At 59.3% G+C, this 23,987-nt stretch carries 18 protein-coding genes and 2 pseudogenes; 8 read left to right on the top strand and 12 right to left on the bottom strand.

The window, feature by feature from the left end:
* Positions 1-36 precede the first annotated feature (36 nt).
* On the top strand, positions 37-3,354 hold the full coding sequence (locus tag AC0QKW_RS19750; protein WP_473152799.1) for an alpha-mannosidase: 3,318 nt from the start codon (positions 37-39) through the stop codon (positions 3,352-3,354).
* Here the strand turns inward: AC0QKW_RS19750 and AC0QKW_RS19745 are convergent.
* Together AC0QKW_RS19745 and AC0QKW_RS19740 are read right to left on the bottom strand one after the other, a co-directional pair.
* Positions 3,342-3,875 (bottom strand): pentapeptide repeat-containing protein, encoded by a 534-nt coding sequence (locus AC0QKW_RS19745; RefSeq protein ID WP_473152798.1) that lies wholly within the window; start codon positions 3,873-3,875, stop codon positions 3,342-3,344. The two genes, AC0QKW_RS19750 and AC0QKW_RS19745, sit on opposite strands and share 13 nt — an antisense overlap.
* Positions 3,876-4,052: 177 nt before the next feature.
* On the bottom strand, positions 4,053-5,408 hold the full coding sequence (locus tag AC0QKW_RS19740) for an EAL domain-containing protein (protein WP_473152797.1): 1,356 nt from the start codon (positions 5,406-5,408) through the stop codon (positions 4,053-4,055).
* A gap of 420 nt (positions 5,409-5,828) precedes the next feature.
* Here AC0QKW_RS19740 and mdh point away from each other — a divergent pair, with 420 nt between their 5' ends.
* Entirely contained in the window at positions 5,829-6,797 is a 969-nt protein-coding gene (gene mdh / locus AC0QKW_RS19735; protein WP_473152796.1) for a malate dehydrogenase, read from the top strand.
* 93 nt (positions 6,798-6,890) lie between these two features.
* Here mdh and AC0QKW_RS19730 read toward each other — a convergent pair whose 3' ends face one another.
* Both AC0QKW_RS19730 and AC0QKW_RS19725 read right to left on the bottom strand, forming a co-directional pair.
* Positions 6,891-10,028 (bottom strand): UPF0182 family protein, encoded by a 3,138-nt coding sequence (locus tag AC0QKW_RS19730; RefSeq protein WP_473152795.1) that lies wholly within the window; start codon positions 10,026-10,028, stop codon positions 6,891-6,893.
* A gap of 206 nt (positions 10,029-10,234) precedes the next feature.
* Positions 10,235-11,104 carry a class I SAM-dependent methyltransferase gene (locus AC0QKW_RS19725; protein ID WP_473152794.1) on the bottom strand — a complete coding sequence of 290 codons (870 nt, stop codon included), beginning with the start codon at positions 11,102-11,104 and terminating at the stop codon, positions 10,235-10,237.
* Between the two features lie 466 nt (positions 11,105-11,570).
* On the opposite strand from AC0QKW_RS19725, the gene AC0QKW_RS19720 reads away from it, so the two are divergent.
* Positions 11,571-13,139, top strand: a complete 1,569-nt coding sequence (locus tag AC0QKW_RS19720) for a peptide ligase PGM1-related protein (RefSeq protein ID WP_473152793.1) — start codon at positions 11,571-11,573, stop codon at positions 13,137-13,139.
* Between the two features lie 560 nt (positions 13,140-13,699).
* Here AC0QKW_RS19720 and AC0QKW_RS19715 read toward each other — a convergent pair.
* Complete coding sequence (locus AC0QKW_RS19715) at positions 13,700-15,157, bottom strand: DASH family cryptochrome (RefSeq protein ID WP_473152792.1); 1,458 nt, start codon at positions 15,155-15,157, stop codon at positions 13,700-13,702.
* 81 nt (positions 15,158-15,238) lie between these two features.
* On the opposite strand from AC0QKW_RS19715, the gene AC0QKW_RS19710 reads away from it, so the two are divergent.
* The 4 genes from AC0QKW_RS19710 to AC0QKW_RS19695 all read left to right on the top strand — a co-directional run bounded on the left by AC0QKW_RS19710 (position 15,239) and on the right by AC0QKW_RS19695 (position 17,879).
* Positions 15,239-15,388 carry a hypothetical protein gene (locus AC0QKW_RS19710; protein ID WP_473152791.1) on the top strand — a complete coding sequence of 50 codons (150 nt, stop codon included), beginning with the start codon at positions 15,239-15,241 and terminating at the stop codon, positions 15,386-15,388.
* Between the two features lie 43 nt (positions 15,389-15,431).
* The gene (locus AC0QKW_RS19705; RefSeq protein WP_473152790.1) at positions 15,432-15,893 is read left to right on the top strand and encodes a peroxiredoxin; all 462 of its coding nucleotides are present in this window, start codon (positions 15,432-15,434) and stop codon (positions 15,891-15,893) included.
* Positions 15,894-15,900: 7 nt separating this feature from the next.
* Positions 15,901-16,314 carry a nuclease A inhibitor family protein gene (locus AC0QKW_RS19700; protein ID WP_473152789.1) on the top strand — a complete coding sequence of 138 codons (414 nt, stop codon included), beginning with the start codon at positions 15,901-15,903 and terminating at the stop codon, positions 16,312-16,314.
* 98 nt (positions 16,315-16,412) lie between these two features.
* Entirely contained in the window at positions 16,413-17,879 is a 1,467-nt protein-coding gene (locus tag AC0QKW_RS19695; RefSeq protein WP_473152788.1) for a glycoside hydrolase family 13 protein, read from the top strand.
* A 135-nt stretch (positions 17,880-18,014) separates the two neighbouring features.
* Here the strand turns inward: AC0QKW_RS19695 and AC0QKW_RS19690 are convergent, their stop codons facing one another.
* The 5 genes and pseudogenes from AC0QKW_RS19690 to AC0QKW_RS19670 form a co-directional block, all read right to left on the bottom strand.
* Positions 18,015-18,329, bottom strand: a complete 315-nt coding sequence (locus tag AC0QKW_RS19690; protein ID WP_473152787.1) for a hypothetical protein — start codon at positions 18,327-18,329, stop codon at positions 18,015-18,017.
* The gene (locus AC0QKW_RS19685) at positions 18,330-19,970 is read right to left on the bottom strand and encodes a tetratricopeptide repeat protein (RefSeq protein ID WP_473152786.1); all 1,641 of its coding nucleotides are present in this window, start codon (positions 19,968-19,970) and stop codon (positions 18,330-18,332) included.
* A gap of 103 nt (positions 19,971-20,073) precedes the next feature.
* On the bottom strand, positions 20,074-21,357 hold the full coding sequence (locus AC0QKW_RS19680) for a P-loop NTPase fold protein (protein WP_473152785.1): 1,284 nt from the start codon (positions 21,355-21,357) through the stop codon (positions 20,074-20,076).
* Between the two features lie 67 nt (positions 21,358-21,424).
* Positions 21,425-21,781: pseudogene (locus tag AC0QKW_RS19675) on the bottom strand (type II toxin-antitoxin system death-on-curing family toxin).
* 25 nt (positions 21,782-21,806) lie between these two features.
* Positions 21,807-22,010, bottom strand: a complete 204-nt coding sequence (locus AC0QKW_RS19670; protein WP_473152784.1) for a DUF2281 domain-containing protein — start codon at positions 22,008-22,010, stop codon at positions 21,807-21,809.
* Positions 22,011-22,159: 149 nt separating this feature from the next.
* Between AC0QKW_RS19670 and AC0QKW_RS19665 the strand changes: the two genes are divergently transcribed.
* Positions 22,160-23,194 (top strand): hypothetical protein, encoded by a 1,035-nt coding sequence (locus tag AC0QKW_RS19665; protein ID WP_473152783.1) that lies wholly within the window; start codon positions 22,160-22,162, stop codon positions 23,192-23,194.
* A gap of 26 nt (positions 23,195-23,220) precedes the next feature.
* On the opposite strand, the pseudogene AC0QKW_RS19660 reads toward AC0QKW_RS19665, so the two are convergent.
* Together AC0QKW_RS19660 and AC0QKW_RS19655 are read right to left on the bottom strand one after the other, a co-directional pair.
* Positions 23,221-23,349: pseudogene (locus AC0QKW_RS19660) on the bottom strand (type II toxin-antitoxin system HicA family toxin); the annotation flags it as partial.
* A gap of 59 nt (positions 23,350-23,408) precedes the next feature.
* A complete protein-coding gene (locus AC0QKW_RS19655; protein ID WP_473152782.1) occupies positions 23,409-23,894 on the bottom strand; it encodes a hypothetical protein in 486 nt (161 codons plus the stop codon).
* Positions 23,895-23,987 lie beyond the last annotated feature (93 nt).

Genomic DNA, 23,987 nt, shown 5'->3' with positions numbered 1-23,987 from the left:
ATAAACTGGGGAGACTGCCTAAATCATACCGGAGCCATGCCCTCTGCCACCGTCGCCGCCGCCGCCCAGATTTTAGCCATCCTCGATCGCCTGCGCAGTCTCAGCCAGCTAGACGTGCGCGGCAGCTGGCACCACGGCGCTGCTCCAGGGGATATTCCTCCCAACGTCGAGGTCTCACTGGCCTGGCCCCTAGCCCCCCTGAGCGATCGCGGCCATATCGTGTGGCCCCAGGGCCAACGGCCCCTCTGGCTGCACCAGCGCTTTACCTGGCCCAGCCACCTCAATGGCTACCCCTTGCAGGGCCTCACGGCGAGGCTAGCACTGCGGTGGTGGGCCGATCGCGCTGATATGTTTATCGACGGCAAGCTAGTGCAAACCGGCGATATTTTTGACTGCTGGACGCGCCTTGTGCTGAGCGAAGGCGTGGTGCCGGGAGAATCGGTGGATGTGGCCCTTAAACTACTCAGCCCCGGCCACGACGCCGGGGCGCTGGTAGAGGCCACCCTGATATTTGAAGTCCCTGAAAACGCACCGGAGGACTGGGCGGCCCTGGGGGCAGAACCGGGCTTTGTGGCCGATGAGCTAGGGGTGTTGGCCACCTACCTGGCCCAGTTTCAGCCGGAGTGCCTGGATGAGCTGGAGCGGGCGTTGGCGGGCATTGCCTGGGAGGCGCTCAGCGATCGCACCTTAGGATCCAGCTCTGAGCGTCGCGATCGCTTTCAACGGTCTCTGCTGGCCCTGCGAGAGACTCTCCAGCCTTTCTCGCCCTGGCTCAAACAGCGCACCATTCACTGCCTGGGCCATGCCCACCTCGATCTGGCCTGGCTCTGGCCCGTAGCCGACACCTGGGTGGCCGCCGAAAGCACCTTTCGCTCGGTGCTTGCCCTACAGCAAGCGTTTCCCGAACTCACCTTTAGTCATTCGTCGCCAGCCCTGTTTGCCTGGCTAGAGCAGCACCGCCCCGAGCTATTTGCCACCATTCAAGCCCAGGTCAAGGCCGGGCGCTGGGCGATCGATGCCGGGCTGTGGGTCGAGCCCGACCTCAACCTGCCGGGGGGAGAGGCGATCGCCCGGCAGATTCTCTACGGCCAGCGCTACTGTGCGGAGAAATTTGGTGCGGTCAGTGCGATCGCCTGGCTACCCGACACTTTTGGTTTCTCGTGGCAGCTGCCCCAGCTGCTCACCCAGGGCGGCATTCGCTACTTTGCCACCCAAAAGCTGCGGTGGAACGACACCAACCCCTTTCCCCACGACCTGTTTGCCTGGCAAGGGCGAGACGGCACCGCGATCGCCGGGGTCACCCTGCCCCCCATCGGCACCGATCTTGAGCCTATGGCCATGGCCCAGTACGCCTGCGGGTGGGAAGCCAGCACGGGGCTGGCCGAGGCGCTCTGGCTGCCGGGGGTCGGCGATCACGGCGGTGGCCCCACCCGCGATATGCTGCAAAAAGCCCGGCGCTGGGCCAGGTCTCCCTTTTTCCCCACTTTGGCCTGGGGCCACGCCGTGCCGCTGTTCGACCGGCTCGCTCAGACATTACCGGCAGAGCAGACCCAGGGGTCTGCCCCTACGTCCGTTCTCCCGATCTCCCCCTCTCCTCATCCCCCTCTCTCCCCATCCCCCCACCCTCTCCCGCTCTGGGACGACGAACTCTACCTCGAACTCCACCGAGGTTGCTACACCACCCACGGCGACCAAAAGCAGTACAACCGTCGCGGTGAAGACACCCTGTTTCAGGCTGAGCTGTTTGCTGCTATTGCCGCTATCTCGGGCTTGCAGCCCTACCCCCACCCTGAGCTAGAAACCGCCTGGAAGCAGGTACTGTTTAACCAGTTCCACGACATTTTGCCGGGGACGTCTATTCCTGAGGTGTTTGAGCAGGCCAATGAAGGGTGGCAGGCGGCGCTAGAAACGGGCGATCGCATTCTGCAAACCTCTCTCCAGGCCCTCGCCCAGCGCTGCCCCCAGCCCTCGCCCCCCGAGGCCAATGCGGTGCCGGTGGTGCTGTTTAACCCGCTGAACTGGGCCCGCAGTGAGGTCGTGACTATTCCCCTAGGGCCAGCCCTTCAGGGCCAGCCATGGCAAGCGCAGGATGCTAGCGGTCGGCCTTTAACCACCCAGCTCACCCAATTCCCAGCGGCCTCGCTGCTGGTCTATGTTTCTGACCTGCCGCCCGTGGGCTATCAGCTCCTCTGGCTGGTTCCTGAGGAAGCTGCACCGTCCCCGGCTCCGCCCCCAGACTGGCGGCTAGAAAACGACCACCTGCGGGCGACCATTGACCCGGCGACGGGCCAGATTGCCAGCCTGATTCACAAAGCGACCGGCCGTGAGACCTTTCAGGGCACCGGCAATCAGCTCCAGGCCTTTCAAGACCAGGGCCAGTACTGGGATGCGTGGAATATTGCCCCCGACTACCAAGACCATCCCCGCCCGCCCGCCCAGGTCAAGAGCATTGAGTGGGTTGACTACGGCCCGGTGCGCCAAACCTTGCGCGTCGTCTATCGCCTTGGCCAATCCACCCTCACCCAAGACTACGGGCTAGAGGCGGGGTCGCCCCTGCTGACGGTGTACACCCAGGTCGATTGGCAAGAGACCCAGGTGGTGCTGAAGGTGGCCTTTCCGCTGACGATGTCGGCCCCCGAAGCCACCTACGAGATTCCCTTTGGGGCGATCGCCCGCGCCACCACCCCTGCCACCCCCCAGGCGGCAGCGAAATGGGAGGTGCCCGCCCTGGGCTGGGCCGACCTCAGCGATGGGGAGCGGGGAGTGAGCATTGTCACCGACTACAAACACGGGTTTGACGCTACCCCTAACCAACTGCGGCTGACGCTGCTAAAGGCACCGCTGTGGCCCGATCCAGGGTGCGATCGCGGTCTGCAAACCTTTCGCTATGCCATCTATCCCCATTGCCAGGGCTGGCAACAGGCCAATACCGTGCAGATAGCCCGCAACTTTAATCTGCCGGTTTTGCCTGTGATCGTTTCGCCCTCAGGCATTTTGTCCTCCGACAGAGATCAGGCTTCAGCACCTACGCCTGGCCCTACCCGCGCCAGCTACCTCGATCTTGGCGACTCTAGTTTTGTGATCTCCGCCTTTAAGCGGGCTGAAGACAGCGAGAGCCGCTATATTTTGCGCGGCTATGAAAGCGTTGGTGCCAGCACCTCTTTTTCGGTGAGCAGCCGCTTGCCTCTGACTGTTTTGGGACAAACCGATGGCTTGGAGCAACCCTTAGAGATCGATTCTGATGGCCATTCCGATGTCGTCCATCGCCCTGGGAAGATTGCGCTGCGACCCTGGCAGGTGGTGAGTGTCGCGATCGCCAGCCCAGAGGGAGGGCCTTTTAATCAGCGGCCATAGTTGTAGCCATTGGGCAAGATGGTAGTGCGATCGCAGTAGCCATCCCTCAGGTCTACCCCTGTCGCCCGAAACAGATTGCAGCGGCTCAAGCTCGCCCTGGAGAGGATAGCCCCGTCGAGCTTAGCTCCGCTCAGGTTGGCCCCCGTCAGCTTGGCCTCGGTCAAGTCGGCCTGACGCAGATCGGCCCCGCTGAGGTTGGCCTCACTCAAGTTGGCCTGGCACAGCTTTGCTCCCCGTAAATCGGCCCGGTCCAGGTCGGCTTCCACCAGCAGTGCGCCGGACAAATCGGCCCCGTAGAGGTTGATGTCAGCCAGCTGAGCCTTGACCAGGCTGGCGTTGCGCAGGTGGGCCAGGCTGAGGTTCCCGTAGGGGATGTAGCTCTCGTCAAGGCAGCTACCCTGCAAGTTGACCTGGCGTAAATCCACCTCAAAGAGTTCAATGCCGGACAAATCTGTCGGGCCAAAATCTCGTTGGCCAGTTTTGTAAGCCCCTAGCAGGGCCTCTCGAGTGAGTCGATCCATCGCTGTCAAAACCAGGCAGGATGCCTGAGTATTTCTGCTTAATTAAACGTCAGCACTTACTCTAGACGTTTACCTTTCGCAACATCGATGGGTTAAGCATCTCTTCAGATTTTCTAGCTGTGCTAGGTCGAGCCCATGCTCGCCAGTGCAGGCACCCTATTTCTTGCCGACACTGACTTAAGCGCAGTCGGGCAGGTTAAACGCAGGGGGGCGATCGAGCAGGGCTAGGGCCTCTGGTAGGGGAAGCGGGTGACTAAAGAGAAAGCCCTGGCCAGTGGCGCAGCCCATGGCCTTGAGTGCGGCCATCTGCGCCGGAGTCTCAATGCCCTCGGCCACGGTGGGCAGGCCCAGCTTATGAGCGATGTCGATGATAGACCCCACTAAGATTTTGGCGCGATCGCTAGTGCACAGCTTTTGAATGAAAGATTTATCGATTTTGAGACAGTCAATCTCGCAGCGCTCCAGGTAGTTGAGGCTAGAGTAGCCGGTGCCAAAATCGTCGAGAGAAACCTCAAAACCAGCGGCGCGGCATTTGCCAATTGAATCAATGGCCTCCATTTCATCTAAAAAGATGCGCTCGGTGACCTCTAGCTTGATCTGATGGGGACTGACACCGTGGCGCTGGGTACAGGCGGCCAGACGCTCAAAAAAATCAGCCTCTTGAAACTGTCGCACCGAAATATTGATGCTGATAAAGAAGTCAACGCTACTCTGTCCGACCGCTGCTAGCTGGTCTTGAAACCGGCGCAGATCGGCGCACGAATGCTCCAAAATCCAGTTGCCCATGGGCAAAATGAGCGAGGTCTCTTCGGCTAGGCCAATAAACTGGTTGGGGGCCACCATACCGCGCTGGGGGCAATGCCACCGCAGCAGCGACTCAAACCCAATAATCTTCTCGCTGCCCAGATCAAGGAGAGGCTGATACATCAGCGACAACTCGTTGTTATCGACGGCGTTGCGCAGGTCAGACTCTAGCTTGATATCGTCTAAGATTTGCTGGTATTGCTGGGTTTTGGCATAGCTCTTTTCGGTGACAGCCGGGCTGGGCAAGCTCACCTGAGGGTTGGAGAGGGTTTTGAGATAGGCATTGTAGGTACGGTTGCGATGCAGTGACATCGAGATAAACAATCGCACCATGGGCGACGACGACTCGATGCGCTCCGCCACCTGGGCCGCCGATACCACAATGCAGCGGCAGGGGCCAATGGCCTTAGCTGAGGCCGATCGGGGGGAGGCATCGATAATGCCCATTTCGCCAAAGATATCGCCTGCCCCCAGCACGCTAAGCTGAAGGGAGTCTGGGCCACTGCCGACAAAAATCTCTACGTAGCCCGTCTCAATAATGTAGGCTCTGTCAGCAGAACTACCCTCGGTAAAAATAGTCTCCCCAGCACTAAACCAGCGGATGTTGCAGTCACTGCCAACGGCAATGTCTGCGACGAGAGCGCTGTTGTCACTATCGTCGGCTGACTTTTCCATGGTGGCTATTGACCCGATAGGGATCGGTGGCGACAGACGAGACGATTGTTTCATGACGATAGCTTCAGGGGAATTTAGATCTAGCATCCCGTATTTCAATGGGAACCATTGGGGGCAAATTGTGAAGTGTCGGTAAGCATTTTCAAAGCTGTTGAGTCATCACTACAGCAGCATCGATATGTCACCCAAACGCCATGATCTAAATCACAACAATAACGTTTCAAATGGTCTTGCTTCCGGCAAGATGAAACTGTAGCTGGGTTCACTTCAACGTTTGACCTGTTTTTGGAGTGACATTAATTCTAGCTTTATATAGTCATCACCAGAACAGTTAGGCTATGCCTTATATGTCTAGGACACCGCTACATACCAGATCCATTTCAGGAACCGTATTTTCCCCCAAACAGAACTCCACTTCTGGAATTGGATGAGGTTCATTACTCAGCTTTTCTTTACTTAGGCCTAAGTCTTCCTATGTCGCTTCCCCTTACTGCCCCAGTCTCTTGTCAGCCCAGCCAAATCGCCGTCGTGGGCGCTGGCAACGTGGGCAGCACCCTGGCCCAGCGCATTCTGGAGCGCAATTTGGCCAACGTCGTGCTGGTTGATATCGTCGAGGGGCGGCCCCAGGGGGTAGCGCTCGATCTGGCCCAGGCGGCGGGCTGTGAGGGGCACAACCGCACCATTGTGGGCACCAACGACTACCAAGACACCGCCAACTCCGACATTGTGGTGGTCACCGCTGGGCTACCCCGCCGCCCCGGCATGACCCGCGACGACCTCACCCAGGTCAATGGCAAAATTGTCATTGACGCCCTGGGCAAAGCCTTGGCAGTGTCACCGTCGGCCAGCGTGATCGTCGTGACCAACCCCCTCGATGTCATGACCTACCTGGCCTGGAAGGTGAGTGGGCTGCCGCCCCAGCGGGTAATGGGCATGGCTGGGGTGTTGGACTCAGCTAGGTTTCAGCGGTTTATCGCCTGGGAACTGGGGGTGCCGCCCCAGGATGTGTCGGCCATGGTGCTGGGGGGCCACGGCGACCTGATGGTGCCCTTGCCCAGCTACACCACGGTGAGCGGCATTCCGGTGACGGAGTTGCTGAGCAGCGATCGCCTGACGGAGCTGATCGATCGCACCCGCAACGGCGGCGCTGAAATTGTGCAGTTGCTCAAGCAGGGGGGCGCTTACTACGCTCCGGCGTCGTCAGCCTGTGTGATGGTGGAGGCAATGCTGCTCAACCAGCGCCGCATTTTGCCCGCTGCGGCCTACCTTCAGGGTCAGTACGGCCTGGAGGATCTGTGCCTGGGGGTGCCCTGTCGGTTGGGTCGGGCCGGTATCGAGACGGTGCTAGAGCTGTCTCTGACCGAGGCAGAGCAGGCCGCTCTGGAGCGATCGGCGGCGGCGGTCAAAGATCAGCTCCAGGGCGCACTGGCGCTCATTGAGTGACCCACCCCTCCCCCACCCGGTGGGGGACAGTGAGCCTGCTTTTTTAAAGGATTTTCTCATCTCGAACTCCAGGTTGGGCTATTAACCGAACAGCTACTCAAAGGCGGGGAGGCCCAGATCTTCTTGACTGCCCGAGGCTCCGGGAAGGGGATCTAGATTGAGCAGCCCATTGAGGGGGTCGCTGTCGTCGGGCAGGTCTTCGCCTAGCTCTCGTAGGATTGGGGCAGCGGGGGTAGGTTCTTCTAAAAAGATCGTCGACAGTACCGAGGCCAGGGTGGGGGCCATGGCAATGCGGTTTTGATAGACCATGATCACGCGGGTGAGGGCAGGCAGCTGGTTTTGCTCGGCCACCAGGTAGAGAGGCTCGACGTAGATCAGCGATCGCTCGATCGGTATCACCAGCAAATTTCCCTGCTGGGCGCGAGATCCCTGGGTATTCCATAGAGAAATGCGCTGGGAGATCTCGGGGTCTTGGTTGATGCGGGCTTCGATCTGCTCAGGGCCAAACACCAGCTCTTGCTTGGGAAAACGATAGAGCAGCCGCCGGCCGTAGCGATCGCCGTCAGATCTGGCCGCCAGCCAGGCGATCAGATTGTTGCGCTGGGCCGGGGTAAACAGCCGCAGCAAAATAAACTCCTCCGTGGCCTCCTCGGGCAGTTTCATGATCAGGTAGTAGGGCTCGACCCGCTGGGTCTCACTGGCATAGATCTCGGTGGGGGCCCGCCACTGGTCTTCGCGGTTGTAAAACACCTGGGGGTCGGTCATGTGGTAGGTCATCAGGGTCTCGGCCTGCACCGAGAACAGATCCTGGGGGTAGCGAATGTGGTCGCGCAGGTTGCCAGGCATTGCCTCTAGGGGCTCAAACATGCCGGGCAGCAGCCGACTCCAGGTTTGAATGATCGGGTCGCTGGGCTCGGCGACAAAGAAACTCACCGCCCCGTTTAAGGCGTCGACCACCACCTTGACCGAGTTGCGAATGTAGTTAAAGTCGTTGTCGCCGGGGTCGGAGTAGGGGTAGCGGCCACTGACGGTGTAGGCGTCGATCACCCAGTAGAGGTAGTTGTCGCCGGTTTGGGTGTTGAAGTTTTCGAAGGTGATGTTGGGGTCGCGCTCCAGAAAGTCTTCAAAACTCACTTCTGCGGGAGCGCGACTGCCGTGGGCGGGGCCGATGCCCCACTGGCGCGAGGCATCGCCAATGTTGGCCGTGACCAGGTAGGGGTCGGTGTCAAAGCGCAAAAAGGGGGCGATCGCCTGCACCCGCTCGGCAATGTTACGGCGAAACAGCAGCCGCGTGTCGGGGGTAAAGTCTTCGGTAAACATCATCCGCCAGTCAAACAGGTGACGGGCAAACAGCAGTCGCCGCCAGCCGTCGTTGAGGTTGATGCCGCCGCGCCCCAGGTAGGTGGTGTAGATATTCTCGTTGCCGCTGGGGTAATCGAGCTCTAGCACCCGCGTGTTGGTCATGATGTAGGTATCGGTCAGCTCGCCAAAGTAAAGGCGCGGGTCACCGATGGGAATGCTCTGGCGCACCTCCTCACTGCTGGGGAGATTCTCAATGCCGCGCACAAAGTAGGTGGGCAAGCCGTCGGGGCCAGCGGTATTGACCGGGCTCATGGTGAAGCCAAAGCCGTGGGTATAGACCAGGTGCTCGTTGACCCAGGTTTTGGCGATGTCGGGCACCCGCTCGTAGTTCAGCTCGCGGGCCGAGATCATCACCTGGCGGCGCTCAGACCGGCGTTCGAGGTTGAGAATGTTGTAGCGATCGAAGTCGGCGTCTTTAAATTCGTAGTAGAGGCGAATCTGCTGGAGCTGGCGATTGCTCTCCAGCAGCGGGCGCGGATCCCACAGGCGAATATTTTCTAGGGTGAGGTCGTTTTGCTCCAGATCTTCTGCGGTGAGATCGCCACTGGGGTCAAAGGGCTCGTCGTCGATCGCCTCTAGGTCAAAGGCGGCCCGAGTCAGGGCAATAGAGTCGATGATGTAGGGGCGCTCGCGCTGAAGTTCGTTGGGCTGCACCACCAGCCGCTGCACCACCGCTGGCGCGATCACCAGACCCAGCAGGGTCAGCACCAGGTAGCCGCAGACCCCCTTCACCAGCAGGCTGGTGTGGCCAACACTGGCCCACCAGCCCAGAGGCACCGGCTCGCCTAGGGGAAATTTGTCCGCAGAGGGGCCAGGGTTGGTCAGCAGTCGCCCCCGCACCAAAAACACCAGCCCCAGCACAAGGGTGAAAATAGCCAGCACCCAGTTCATCGGCAGCAGCACGTTGACATGGGTGTAGCCAGCGCCGTAGACCACCCCCTCGCGGGAGTAAAGCACCTCGTAACGCCCTAGCCAGTGGCTAAAACTGGTGGCCAAAAACAACAGCCCCGCCAGGGTGTACAGGTGTCGCTGCTGGGATAGCGAAAAGCCAAAGAAGCGCCCCTGGCTGAGGGTACTTTTGCCCAGTAGATACACCAGGTAGACGCTAACCAGGGTAAAAAACAAGGTGCCAATGACCCAAAACTCCACCAGGTGGAGTACCGGCAGGCGAAAGATGTAGAAAGCAATGTCGCGCTTAAACAGTGGGTCAACGGTGTTGTAGGGCACCGGGTTGAGCGCCAGCAGCGCTGCTGGCCACTGTTTGGCCAAGATCAGCCCGTAGCCCAGGCTCATGAGCACCGCCGCCAGCCGCCCCAGCTGCCGGGGATACAGCAAAAACGCTACGGTGCTAATACCCAGGGCAATCAGCAGCCAGGGCTGGGCCACAAAAATCTGACCCACCACCCCAAACAGCTGCAGTTTGGGCCACAGGGGCAGCGGCGTAGCCGAGTCGTAGAGGGTGGTTGACTGTTGCCAAAAGTCTCGGGCGATTTGCCCCTGGTAGATCAGCTGCACCCCCACCAAAAAGCTCAGGGTGCCACCCACAGTCAGCAGACCCGCTAGGCCCAAACTATCTAGACGAGAGGCGCGATCGCCCGGCGGCGGCAGTGCCTGAGCGCGATCGGCCAGGGTCAGGTTGCCCCAGGTAAACAGCAGCGTCACCAAGATTGGAATGATGCCCAGCAGCAGCTCAGATCGCAGCCGCAGCCAAAACACCTCCAGGTAGTTGACCTCGACAAACCACAGCCGCTCGGCCTGGAGGTTGATCAGAGCGTCGAAAAACAGCAGAGTGACGAGCAGCAGCCCCAGCCAGCCCCAGCGAGGTAAGTGCTTAGTCAAGGTCTTGCTGGCAAATGCCTTACTCACCATGGGCCTGTCAACTAGAGGGCTAGGCCAGTCAAGCTTACCTGACGGTGCCATTGCAAAGCCGCTGAGAAAAAAGATTGTCGCCCTGATCTAGCGATCGCAGGCAGTCAGCAATAGCCACCACTCGGGCTCAGGTTTCCCGACTGTTTCCTAAATTCTACCGCTGCCGCGCCAGGGCATGGTCTCGCCCCCGATCGCCGCCCCAGCCCCTAGGCAGGCTGGGCCAGAGTTACCGACGCAGAAGCCTGGTCTTCTGCCGACTGAGCCGATCGATCGGCCACCGGTAGGGGCTTGCGGCCAGAGCTGAGCTGGTTGAGCCAAAACACATCTTCGGTGCGCACCTGCTCAAACCCGGCGTAGCCCAGCCAGGCATCGACATTGCCCTGGCTGTATTCGCCAATGAAGGGCTCTTCAAAAATGGTGCTGAGCCAGTCGGTGGCGCGCAGGGTGCGCTGATTGCCGTCAAGTACCAGCATTTGTCCGCCGGGGGTGAGCAGTCGAAAAGCCTCGGCGAGGATGGTTTTGGCCACCGCCGGGGGCGTCTCATGAAACAGCAGCGTGGCACAGACCACATCAAAGGAGGCCGGGGGTAGCCCTGTCACCATGGCGTTGCCGTGGCAGAAGGTGACCTCTACCCCAGCGGTGCGGGCCTTGCGGTCAGCCATGATCAGCATCTGGGGCGACAGGTCAAGGCCCACCACCGCCGCCGCAGGAAACCGGCGCTTGAGCATCAGAGTGGTGGTGCCGGTGCCACAGCCCAGGTCGAGAATGCGGCGGGGATCGCCTGCGATCGCCTTTACCAGACTCTCTCGCACCCAGGTTTCACCGGGGGGTAGCACGTACTGGGTGATGGGGTCGTAGGTCAGGGCCGCGTCTGTGCTTAGATACCCATTTTTGACGCCGTGAAAATTGCTGGTTTTGTAGTAGTTGGGGTAGACCACCTGGGGGTTGGTGAATTGTGTCTCCCCAGCCTCCCAGTCAATGCTTTTGCTCAGGTGCACCAGAGCATCGCGATCGATCAGGTGCGAAAAAAGCGGGGCGAGAAACTGCTCGAACAGCGTTTTAGACTGAGATGCCATAGACCGACTAAAGCCCGATAGAACAAATTATACAAAACCTTGCTTGGCCACCCCCGATTCAGCCGGGCAAACAACCGTTTGCCCCTACGGTTTGGCCTTTTGGAAATCGGGGTTATGTGACTCGGATTTGGGATTAAACACCCGTGGGAGTTGAGCAGCAGAATTCTACCCGAGGCAATCGACAAAGCCCGCTCTAGACTGGGTATGAACTTGCCCTCAGCCTAGCAAGTTCATTTCTCTCTCGCCAGATTTTTTAGCTAAAACTATGGGTCTAGATCTGCCCAGCCTGCTCAGTTGAATGTAGAGATGAATGTAGAGAGATCGTCGGGCTGCGCTGGTTTAAGCTGCCCCGGTCATCCGTCGGCAAAGTTGGTTGAACCTCCAAGGATAGAGAGATCTGAGGGGTGCTGCGGTCTATACTCGTGTCATTCCAGAACCGTTTGGGCGATCGCGGGAGGTGGCTTTTATGGTGACGACTAAACAGGAAGCGGCAAACACAGTAGAGTCGCCAGTAGACGATCGCACCCGGTTTCAGCAGCTCCAGGCCACCCTGCGTGATCGCTGGCTATCCACCGACGCCTTTGACACCGAAGAGCGGCACATTGTGGTGGTGCCCTCCCTCAGCCTCGATCAAGAAGAGCTGCTCAAAATCGAAGGGGTCAACCACTACGAAGAGCGGCTGCTGTTTTCGCTGATTCGGCTGCGCAACCCCAAAACGCGCATGGTCTACGTCACCTCTCAGCCCCTGCACCCCAGCATTGTCGACTACTACCTAGAGCTGCTGCCGGGCATCCCTAGCTCCCACGCCCGCGATCGCCTCACCCTGTTTGCCGCCTACGACGGCTCGCGCAAACCCCTCAGCCAAAAGCTACTAGAGCGCCCCCGCCTGCTTGATCGCATTCGCCGGGCCGTAGACCCCCAGCGGGCCTACATGACCTGCTACAACTCCACCCCTTGGGAACGCGATCTTTCCCTGGCGCTCGATCTGCCGCTGCTCGCCCTCGACCCCGACCTGCTGCACTGGGGCACCAAGAGCGGCAGCCGGGAAATCTTTCGGCGAGCGGGCATTCCTCACCCCATCGGCAGCGAGCTGGTGTTTAACGAAGCTGATCTGGCAACGGTCACCGCTGAGGTCTGGGAGCGCGACCCCAGCCTCAAACGCATGGTCATCAAGCTCAATGAGGGCTTTTCGGGGGAGGGCAATGCCATCTTAGACCTGCGCCCCCTGGGGGCCGTGGCACCGGGGCAGGGGGGCCAGGGCGATCGCACCCAGGCCATAGCCGACGCCTTTCACCAGCTCAGCTTTCAGAGCGATCTCGAAACCTGGGAGCATTTTTCGGCCAAGATACCGGTGCTGGGGGCGATCGCCGAGGCCTTTATCGAGGGCGATCGCAAAGAGTCGCCCAGCGTGCAGGGGCGCATCACCCCCCTGGGCGAAGTCGAACTTCTCTCTACCCACGACCAGGAGCTGGGTGGCCCCGATGGCCAGATCTTTCTCGGCTGTTCCTTTCCCGCCCGGCCCGACTACCGGCTTCAAATTCAGGCCATGGGGCAGCGCATCGGCGAAGAACTGGCCCGCCAGGGTGCCCTCGAACGCTTTGGCGTCGACTTTATCGCCGTGGCCAAGGGCAGCCCTGAAGCCCCAGATTGGGATCTCCAGGCGATCGAGATCAACCTGCGCAAGGGCGGCACCACCCACCCCCTGATGGCCATGAAAATGCTTACCGAAGGCCGATTTCACCCAGCCGACGGGCTTTTTTACACCAAACAGGAGCAGGTGCGCTACTATCGCGCCTCCGACAATCTGCAAAAACCCCACTATCGCGGCCTGCTGCCCAGCGACCTGATGGATATCATCGTCGCCCAGCGGCTCCACTTCAACTCGATCAGCGGCGTGGGGGCGGCCTTTCACCTGATGGGCAGCCTGTCGGAATACGGCAAGGTGGGCCTTACCTGCATTGGCACCAGCCCCGACCACGCCCGCGAAATCTACGACCAGGTGGTCGCCGCCCTCGACCAATCGACCGGTGGCTAGAGCCTCATACCGAATCCGACTTCTATACACCCGATTTCCAAGCGACCAACCTGTAGGGTATCAGGGGTATGGACTTCGGATTTGGTATAACTCGATTGCTGCCCCCACCGCTTGCTGCTTGTGGCATCTCACAAAAGGCACAAAAAACCCCAGCCGTCCAAAGCTGGGGTCAGGGGAAATGGTTCATTCAAGGGCTTGATTTAAGGTTTTGATTTAAAGGTTGGATTTATTTAGAATGCAGTAGTGCTAACTCTGCCCGAGAAAGTCAACTGTTCTAAAGGCCTAGCCTATAAAAACGGGTCAGCAATCTCTAACATTGTGAACACTGCATACACACTATGGTAGCTCACCAGCAGCTGCCGTTACAAAGACTACGTTTAAACAATTCCCACATTAAAGTAACAAAAATTCAACGTTGCAGCTTTCCAGGGATGAGGCATACCAGATCGGAAATCTATCACCCCGATCGCCAATTGGCCAACCTGTAGGGGTGCAGCCCTGTGCACCCTGCTGAAGCGGGGGTAGCCAAGCAAGATTTTGTATTTGATCAGGCGATCGCCCTACCGGATCTCCCGCGCTGCGTTGTAGATCGTCTCGTTGGCCTCCACAGACTTTTGCAAATCGACCACCGGGCGAGGATAGTCAACCCCAAGGGTGACGCCAAACCGCTTTTGCTCCACCGGCTGAAGTTTCCACGGGGCGTGAACTTTTGCCCCAGGCACATTGCCCAACTCGGGTAGCCAGTGCTTGACGTAGACTCCGTCGGGGTCGTAGTCCTTTGACTGCTTGGGAATGTTGAAATAGCGAAAGCCCCGAGCGTCGTTGCCGACCCCGGCGGTGTAGTTCCAGTTGCCGTAGTTGCTGCACGGGTCGTAGTCAACCAGCAGCGACTCAAACCACTCGGCCCCCAGGCGCCAGTCAATACCCAGGTTTTTGGTCAAGAAACTGGCTACATTCTGCCGCCCCCGGTTCGACATAAACCCAGAGCAGGCCAGCTCTCGCATATTGGCATCGACCAGGGGAAAGCCGGTTTTGCCCTCTCGCCAGGCGTCGAAGCGCTCCCAGTCCTGTTTCCAGTCGATCAGCAGGCCGCGCAGACCCGAGGGATAGAAGATGCGATCGCCGTGCTTGGCGCCGATAAAACGAAAGTAGTCGCGCCACAGCAGCTCAAAGATCAGCCAGTAGGTCGAGTCGTTGCGCACTCGCTCGGCCTCGTAGGCTTGCACGGTCTCGTACACCCGGCGCGGCGACAGACAGCCCAGCGCCAGCCAGGCCGACAGTTTAGATGAATAGTCGGCCCCCACCATGCCGTTGCGGGTCTCTTTGTAGCGGCGCAGGCAGTCGGTCTCCCACACGTAGTGGTGCAGGCGGGCCAGCCCGGCGGTTTCGCCCCCCGCAAAGGTCAGCACAGCGCGATCGTCAGCCCCGGGCGGCTCCAGGCCAAACTCTGCCAGCGTTGGCAACTTCCCTGGCTCCACCGGGGGCAGAGGGGGCATTTTCTTTGGCGTTGGCAGCGCCCCGTCGACCGTGCTGTGCTGCTCAACTTTTTTGCGAAACTGAGTAAACACCTCAGGCAGACGACGGATGTCAAAAGGCAGATTGTCGGGGTGGTAGAGCGTCGCCCCCCAGTACACCTCGCTGGCGCAGCCCATCGCCGCCAGCTTCGACTCTAGGGCCTGCTCCACGTCTAGCTCTTCGCGGGTGACCTCTTCGTGCCAGTAGACCCTGTCGATACCGTGGGCCTTCACCAGGTCTGGGATGACCTGCTCTGGCTGGCCTACTCGAATGACCAGATCGCTGCCCAGGGTTTGCAGCGATCGCCGCAAATCGGCCACCGCCTCTAGCAAAAACTGCGATCGGTAAGCCCCTGTCTTGGGGAAGCCAAAGCGGGTCTGGCCAAACTGGCGCGGGTCAAAGCAATAGACTGGCAAAATTGGCTGCCCCGCCCGCAGCGCCTCGTCGAGGGGCTGGTGATCGTGAAGGCGGAGATCGTTGCGAAACCAGACGAGGGTGGGCATAGGGGTAGACGAGTAGGGGGTGGACGGGTGCGTAGGGGAAATTCGGCGGCAGATTCCCTGGGCCTATAACCCACAATCCCCATGCCGCCAATGCACCGTTTGGGATCTGCCTACGGCGGTGCATTGGCAGGGCAGGGACGATCGGCCATTAAACCATCCCACCTGCCCGCCGAATGCACCCTACGGGTGATGGGAGAAACTCATTCGCCAGCCACGCTGCCGCTTTATTAAGTATTCTAAAGAACTATTCCCCCTCGCGCAGGAGACTCTACCCATGGCCATTGCCGTCGGCGACACCGCCCCCGATTTCACCCTGTCCAACCAGGCAGGCGACAGCATCACTCTCAGCAGCTTTCGCGGTCAAAAGGCCGTCGTGCTGTACTTCTACCCCAAAGACGACACCCCCGGCTGCACGGTAGAGTCTTGCTCCTTTCGCGACAGCTATGAAGACTTTGTCGCCGCTGGGGCCGAGGTGATCGGCATCAGCAGCGACTCACCCGACTCTCATCGGGCTTTTGCCAGCAAGCACAATCTGCCTTTTACCCTAGTGAGCGATACGGGGTCTGCGGTGCGCAAGGCCTACGGCGTACCGGCTACCCTGGGGCTGCTGCCCGGTCGGGTCACCTATGTGATCGACAGAGAGGGTGTTGTCCGACATATCTTTAACTCTCAGTTCAACCCCAAGGGGCACGTGGCCGAGGCCATGGGCATTCTCAAAGGTCTACAACCTGCCTGATACGGATATGGAGATCAAACCCGAGCACTACGAGCTAACCATTGCCCTCTCAGCCCTAGAGGGGGCGCTAGGGGGTCTGTGGTACCCCAGCGAAAGCGACGCCCTGGTGTCGCTGGTCATTTTTGCCGACCCCCTACCCACCCCAGAAGCCGTGGCCCAAAAGCTCGCCACCGACAGCGATCGCTGCGAAATTCACCCCGCTGCGGCTTTCTTTAGCCCCATTCTCAACAACCCCTACTGGGCCAGCGAGCAGGGCGGCCACCTGGCCCAAAAATATGCCAACCTGCGCGACGTGCTCGAAACCCACTTAGAAGACTTGCACAGCTATCGGGTCGGTCAGGTAAATGTGACTCTGTACATTCTCGGGCGGCATTCGAGCGGCTGCTATTTGGGTGTGTGCACGCATGTAGTGGAGACCTAGGGGCAGACCGAGGAGCCTAGGGCAGTTCCCAACCGTCTGCCATGGCCAGCTAGCCCAGATGGCGGTAGCCTATGCGTAGCAACCGAGGCACCAATTCCATGGCTTTTCAAACCCCAGACTGGGTTAAGCACGCGGTCTTTTACCAGATCTTTCCTGACCGATTTGCCCGTACCCATCGGCATCTGGATGACCCCTCAATGGCGGTGGCGCTAGAGCCCTGGCATTCGCCGCCGACCCCATCGGGCTACAAGGGGGGTGACCTCTGGGGCGTGGCCGAAAAGCTCGACTACCTACAAAATCTAGGGGTGACGGCGATTTACTTTACGCCGATTTTTCAGTCGGCCTGCAACCACCGTTACCACACCCACGACTACTACCAGGTCGATCCACTGCTGGGGGGGAATGCGGCGTTTTTTGACCTGCTCGAAGCTGCCCACAGTCGAGATATGAAAGTTGTGCTGGATGGCGTGTTTAACCACGCCAGCCGGGGCTTTTTCTTTTTTAACGACATTCTTGAAAATGGCCCCCACTCACCCTGGCTCGACTGGTTTAGGGTGAGTGCCTGGCCCCTGTCGGCCTACGATGGAGCGCTGCCGGCCAACTACCACGGCTGGGTTGACAACCGCGCCCTACCGACTTTTAACCACGACAACCCGGCGGTGCGCGAGTACATCATGCGGGTGGGAGAGTACTGGGTGCGCCAGGGCATCGACGGCTGGCGGCTGGATGTGCCCTACGAGGTTGAGACCGAGGGCTTTTGGCAAGAGTTTCGCGATCGCATCAAAGCCGTCAACCCCGAGGCCTACATTGTCGGTGAGGTGTGGACTGACGCCCGCCAGTGGCTCGATGGCACCCAGTTTGACGGGGTGATGAACTATCTCTTTACCGGGCCAGCCCTGGCCTATGCGGCGGGCGATCGCATTCGTATGGATCTAGTTGAGCTGCCCCACTACTACCCCTACCCGGCTCTCAATGCAGCAGGCTACGCGGCGAAAATCGAGCACCTGCTCGACCTCTACCCCTGGGAGATTCAGCTGACTCAGCTCAACTTGCTCTCTAGCCACGATGTGGCCCGCGCCTACTCTGTCGTGGGCGAAGACGAGGCCAGTCTGGTGCTGGCGACGCTGCTGCTGTTTACATTTCCGGGGGCACCGAGTATCTACTACGGCGAGGAGGTGGGGCTGCCGGGCGAGCTAGACCCCGACTGTCGTCGCACCTTTCCCCCCGAGGCCGACTGGCACCGGGGGATTTTAGAGATTCACCGCGAGCTGATTGCCCTGCGCCACGGCTACCCGGCCCTGCGCACTGGCACCTACAAGACTCTCTACGCCGAGGGGGATGTCTATGTGTTTAGCCGATCGCTGGAGGAAGAAACGCTGGCGATCGCCCTCAACACCGGCACCAGCCCGATAGCCTTAGACGCCAGCACCCTCCTCGGTTTAGAGGGCACTGTAGTCTTTGCCTACCAGGGGGCTGAGTACCAGGGCGATCGGCTAGAGCTGCCGGGGCGGTCTGCGATCGCGTTGGCAAACTCTCCATCAGAGAGTCGCGCTTTAGGGGGTTGATAGCGAGGCCTATGGGCCGTCTTCATCTGGGTGGCGGGCGATCGCACCCTACCGCAGGAGCCGCTGTTAAACTGCAAACAAGTAGTTGATTCTCGTAGGGTGCATTCGCGGCGCGATCGCACCTACTATCCCTCTTCACCCCCGCCCTGCCGCAATGCACCAATGACGGGGCGGCAGATACAGGTTCTCTCGATGGGTGGGCGGTGCATTGCGGCGCGGGGATTGGCGGGTGGTAGGCGTGGATTTGGGGCCGCGATCGCACCCTACCGCAGGAGCCACCACAGCAGGGCGGCGATAACGAGATCCACCAAAAACCAGGCGGCGATGGGGATTTTGTGGGTGGGGTGGGGTGCTGCGTGGGGCAGCGGGCAGCGACTTGGCTAGCCAATCGGGTTCTTTGGCCGGTGGTTCGCCAATGGTGGGGGCTGGCTTGGGCTGCATGACCTCCATTTAGCCAAGGCTATCAAGAGCCCGATCGCACTGTTCTACTCTATGAGCCAGCCCCATGTCTTGGAATAGTGTCTGCGCGGCTTCATAGGTTTGGCGGGCGTCCCATTTTTGGTCAACCGTGGCTAGGGCAATGCCAAGGTTGAAAAGGGAAATGGCCTCGCCTGGGCGATCGCCAATCTCCCGCATGATCGCTAACTGCTGCTGATAGTACTCAATAGCCTGAGGGTATTGCTTCAGTGAATAGTATGCAATGCCCAAACTGCCCAGGCTATTGGCTTCGCCTCCGCGATCAGCAATCTCTCGCTTGATGGTTAACGACTGCTGGTGGTACTCAATGGCCTGGAGGTATTGCTCCAACGAAAGGTACGCATTGCCCAAATTGTGCAAGGAATAGGCCTCGCTTTGGCGATCGCCGATCTCCCGCGCGATTGCTAACCATTGCTGTTGGTACTCAATGGCCGTTTGGTATTGGCCCAGCGCACGGTACGCATTGCCTAAGTTGCCCAGAGAACGGGCCTCGCCTTGGCGATCGCCGATCTCCCGCGCGATTGCTAAGCATTGCTGTTGGTACTCAATAGCTAGTTGGTATTGGCTCAGTGAACTGTACACAAGACCCAAATTGCCTAGGGAATGGGCTTCACCTCGGCGATCGCCAATCTCCCGCGCGATCGCTAACTGCTGCTGGTGGTACTCAATGGCCTGGGAGTATTGCCCTAGAATCTGGCTGACGAAACCAAGCTCATTTAGCGTTGCTACTTCACCACTGCGATCACCCAACTTCTGATACTTACTCAACGCCTGTTGGTAATAATCCACTGCCTGAAACGGTCGTCCGCACTTCCTCAACGCATCCCCTAAATTGCGTAGCGACCTGGCTTCCCCGGCGGAGTCGCTTTTGGCGGTGGTCAGAGCCAGCGCTTTTTCGTACAGTTCTAACGCTGGCTGATACTCGTATTGTCCCTCATACACCTCCCCCAAGTTGTTGTAGAGCGTAATCAGCAGCGGCGACTCTGGGGCGGTGGCCTCTAGCTGGGCGATCTGCTGTTGCAGGTCGGCCATAGCCACCGGGCTTTTCTCCCGCTCCGCCGCAATTTCGCGGCTGGGCATCGACAGAAGCTCTCGCCCCGGCCCTGGCTCCCTAACCTCGGCCACAAACTCAAATACACCGCCGCGCCAGCTCCAAAAGTCGGGGGACTGCTGGGCCAGGCGGGTCGCCACCGCATCCGGCAGCCACAGCACAATGGGGAAGGCAAACTCCCGCAGCGCCTCCCGCGTCCACTGCAACGAAAAGAAAAACTTCTCCTGCTCAGATTTTTCGTCGTTCAGGCGCACCCCTAGCAGCTCGCCCGCATTCAGCACCGTCACCACAGCGGGTTCCCCCTTTTGCAGGGCGGGGGTTTGGGCCACCAGCTCCTCTAGGGTGGCACGCAGGCTGGGGCGCTTGGGGTCGAGGCGGGCGCGCAGGGGGGCAATGCCATGGGCCTTTAGGTCGGCTTCGTAGGCCGTGATCAGTTGGTCTTGCAGGTTGCGATCGTCAGTAATGGCGATCAGCAGATCGAGCCGCTGGCTGTTGAGGGTCAGCGTCAGCAGCAGCTTGCGATACTCGCGATTATTCAGCGGTGAGAGGTCGGCTGGGGGCATTGCCAAAACCAGGGTTACGCCATCCCCTCCTCGGAGGGGTGCCCGAAGGGCGGGGTGGGTGAGAGTCTGGGCTGACCCACCCCTACCCCTCCCAAGAGGGGAGCTAGATCAGGTTTTTGCGCTTGAGCAGATCCGTGACTAGGGGGTGCAGGTCGTACCAGAGGTCGTCATTCTCATATTCCAGCACATACAGCCCGTGAAGGAGATCTAAAAACTTCTCATCCCCCGCATCGGGCGGGGCGAAGGAGCGGTAGGTCTCAGCCAGCAGTGCAAACTGGTTGTTACCCAGGGGGCGGGCGTACTGGTTGCGCAGCGACTTTTGGGCGGCAGTGAGAATAGCGGCATCAATTTTTTGGCTGGTGTTGGCGGGGTCGAGCTTCAGCTCTAGCCGACATTCGCGGCAGCACTCTTTGCCTAGGCGCACCAGCTCCCGCAGCACGCCGCCGCTTAGCAGTACAATCTGCCGCAGGGTATCGGGTTCAATCAGATCCGGCTCAATGCGCTTTTTCAGCATCGCTTCTAGCGTCGCCACGCTGGACTCAATAGGAGGGGCATCGGGCTGGTGGGCAACATTCTGAGGGTAAAACTTGGTTACGGGCAGCAGCACCACCTGGCACATTGTATCTAGCGTTGCCTTGAGTCGCGTATCGCGCACCACCGCAATGGGGATAGTAAACAAAATGCGAATGCGCGGCGAAAATAGGGCGTTGATGTTGTCGCTAAAGATAGCTTCCACCACCGCCAGATCGAGCTTATCCAGATCGTCGATAATGACCAGCACCTCTTTGCCTGTGGCGACCTGGATAGCAGCGGCGATTTGGTCAATGTGCTGAGTCAGATCAGAGACACGGCGTTCGTAGGTTTCTGTGATTTCTTCGCGAAAGGAGTCTTCCTTTTGCAGCTTGCCTGTAAACAGCTTAAAAAAATCAACGCCGAGGGCCATCTCCTGCTTGAGCTGGTCGGTGTAGGTGCGCGACGTGGTTTGGGTAAACCACGTCGTAAGTGACTCCCGCACAGCATCGGGAATCGGGGCCTCTAGGTTAACGGCCCGCTGCAACAGCTTCAGCGCAATGGAGTAGAGAATATTGATGTGGTTAACCGCCGACATCTCCACCATCTCGGCAATAGAAAAGAAGGAAACAAACAGCCCCTGCTTACGCATGTTCAGCGCCAGCTGGTTGAGCAGGGTCGATTTCCCACAGCCCCGATGGCCGGTAAAGACTAGCTTACCGTCGGCATCAATGTCTAACAGGGCATCTTCAAGGACGGCCAGGGTGCGACTGCCGTAGGCCACCCGAAACTGCTCAATATCTTCCGACGACAGCAGCGGATCCAGATTAAGGTGACGCGAAGCGACGGTAAACCGCTGAAAGAGTTCGTCGTTCATACTCAGGTCTAAAGAGAGCCTAGCCCATCATACCGAAGGCATTGATCGGCGCTGTAGTTTTGCTGGGTCAGACGGCTAGTTCTAGAGCCTCAGTCAGCATACCCGCCAGCTCGGTCTTGCCCAGTTGCCCCTGGGCTACCTGCATGGTTAACTCGTAGGCTTGCTCAGGGGGCAGTCCCAGACGAGCACCGTTGAGCCTGATGAAGGTATCCATCACCGCAAACGCTGTGCGCTTGTTGCCATCCACAAAGGGATGATGTTTGGCTAGATGGTAGAGGTACGCCGCTGCCTAATCGGCCAGCATGGGGTGCAGCAGTTCGCCGCCAAAGGTGGCCTGGGGCTGAGCCAGGGCAGACTCCATCAGCCCGCGATCGCGCACTCCAGCCGTACCGCCAAACCGCTCAATCTGGCGGCTGTGGATCATTAAAACCGTTTCTGCATCGAGAAATTTAGGAGTTGGCAAGACGGGTATAGACCTCTTCGTACTCTTGCTCTGACGCTAGATAGGCCTGCATCGCGTCTGCTTGCGAGGCGATCTGGGGACTGCCGTTCAACGCCTTTACATAGGCCAGGGTTTCAACCAGAGCGTCTAAAGAGAGGTCATCTAGCTCGGCCAGAATTTGTTCTTTGAGGGTGGCGGTGGCAATTGTCATGGCTCTGGCCTCAATCAAATGGCTTGCGTCAGGCTGCATCACCATTTTAGCTGGGCTGATTCACTGGAGTGTGCCTGTCGATCGCATAGTCCAGACGTGGGACAATAGGCACCCTGTGCGCAAATGGTAACAACGGTATGACGGCGGCAATGCCCTATTCTCCTGAGGTGATCGAGTCAGCAATGCAGGCGGGGGAGCTGACCTTTGCTCTGCCCGACCCCACCGACGACAAGATCTCTGACTACGAGTTTAACCAGCAGATGGAGGCCGCCTGGCAGGTGTGCGATCGCTTTGATCTGCAAACCGACATCTGGCGGGGGCGAATTTTGCGGACGGTGCGCGATCGCGAAAAGAAAGGCGGCGACGGGCGCGGCACCGGCTTTCTCAACTGGCTCAAAGACCGCGAAATCACCAAAAGCCACGCCTACAACCTGATCGAGCTGGCCGAGAGCGCCGACCAGCTGCTCGACGCCGGTATGCTCACCCCTAAAGAAGTCAACCAATTCAGCAAGCGGGCCTTTGTAGAAACTGCCAAATCGGCCCCCGAGGTGCAGCAGCTGGTCAGCGACTCAGCCCGCAAGGGCGACCACATCACCCGCCGCGAAGTGCGCCAGGTGGCCAACGAGTGGGCCGCCATGACCTCTGACCTAATTCCTGAAAGCCTACGGGAAAAAGCCGCCGACAACACCATCCCCAGCCGCTACATCGCGCCCTTGGTGAAGGAAATGGAAAAGCTGCCCCCCGTGCACCAGAGCACCCTCAAAACCGAGGTGGAGCTAAACCCCGACCTAGATACCCTCAAGCAAGTTACCGCCGAGGCCCGCTACCTATCGAAGTATCTGGCTTCCGCCAACCAGGTGCAGCTGCTCGAAGCCAGCGGCATTGATCTAGAGCTGGCGTTGGAAGAAGCTCTGCGGGTGGGCTGCCTAAATTCTGCTGCCGATATGGTGGCCCAGGCTGCCCAGATCGAGCAAACCGCCGTCAAACTCTTCACCGCCTGGAAGCGGCTAAACCAGTTGGCTGAGCGGGTGTTTGTGGACAGTGGCGAGAGCACCCCCAACCTGCGGGCGCTGCTCACCGCCCTTGGCCCGGTCACCAGCGAAACCGTACAGGTGCGCCTGGGCGAAATCGACAGCGTCACCTCCCAAACCATTCGCTGGCGACTGATGGTAGAAGAGGATTAGAACAGCATCTTAAAATGTTGCCGTGCTTACTTTAGAAACTCATCTGGGGTGATGCCAGCCTGCTTCAAAATAGCCCTGAGAGTTCCTTCAGGCATATCACCCGGATGGTTTGGAATAGTGGTGTAGCAATTGGTTGTAGGGTTGTACCAAATATCTCAATCATAGTGCTCAGACCCAATGGGCTCTGGTTAAGAGCCGCAGCATAACTGCTAAATCATCTGCTGGCACTAATAGAGGCATAGTGAGACTGTAAAGCCTCCATCCCCTGGGGCGTGAGGCAGAGACAGACGATCGCACTCCGATACGCCACAATCAAGCCCTGGTCGACCAGCCCCGTCAGCAGTCGCTGGCGATCGCCCACCGGCACCCGGTGGTGAATCTGCCCTGGGCCAATGCGACCCCCCAGGCACGAGCGCAGAATCAGTCGCTCATCCGGCGTCACGGGCCACACTGAGCGATCGAGGCCCAGCAGGGTTTTGCCAGTCAGGGTGAGGCCAAACTGAGTCATATCGAGGTCGTAGGTGAGCCAGCCGCGATCGCTCAGTTGCTGGCAGGCTAGACCTCGCTGCCGGGCCGAACTCTTTAGCGTGATGGGCAGCGCCGTCAACGTCGGGCAAGCGCCACCAACCGCCTGGAGCTGCTCCAGAATGTGGATTTCTAGGGCGGTAGGGGCTGGGTTTGGGGATAAAGAATCAGTCATCGGCTGAAAATGATGCTGTCGTCCTGAGTCCATTCCTCCTGAGGTGAAGTGTAATGGAAAGGGGTCAGACACCTTCTACGAATAGAAATTGGC

It is taken from the genome of Pseudanabaena sp. PCC 9330, assembly GCF_055795045.1.
Note: the sequence above shows the minus strand (reverse complement) of the source record. Positions and strands in the feature narration are given on the sequence as shown.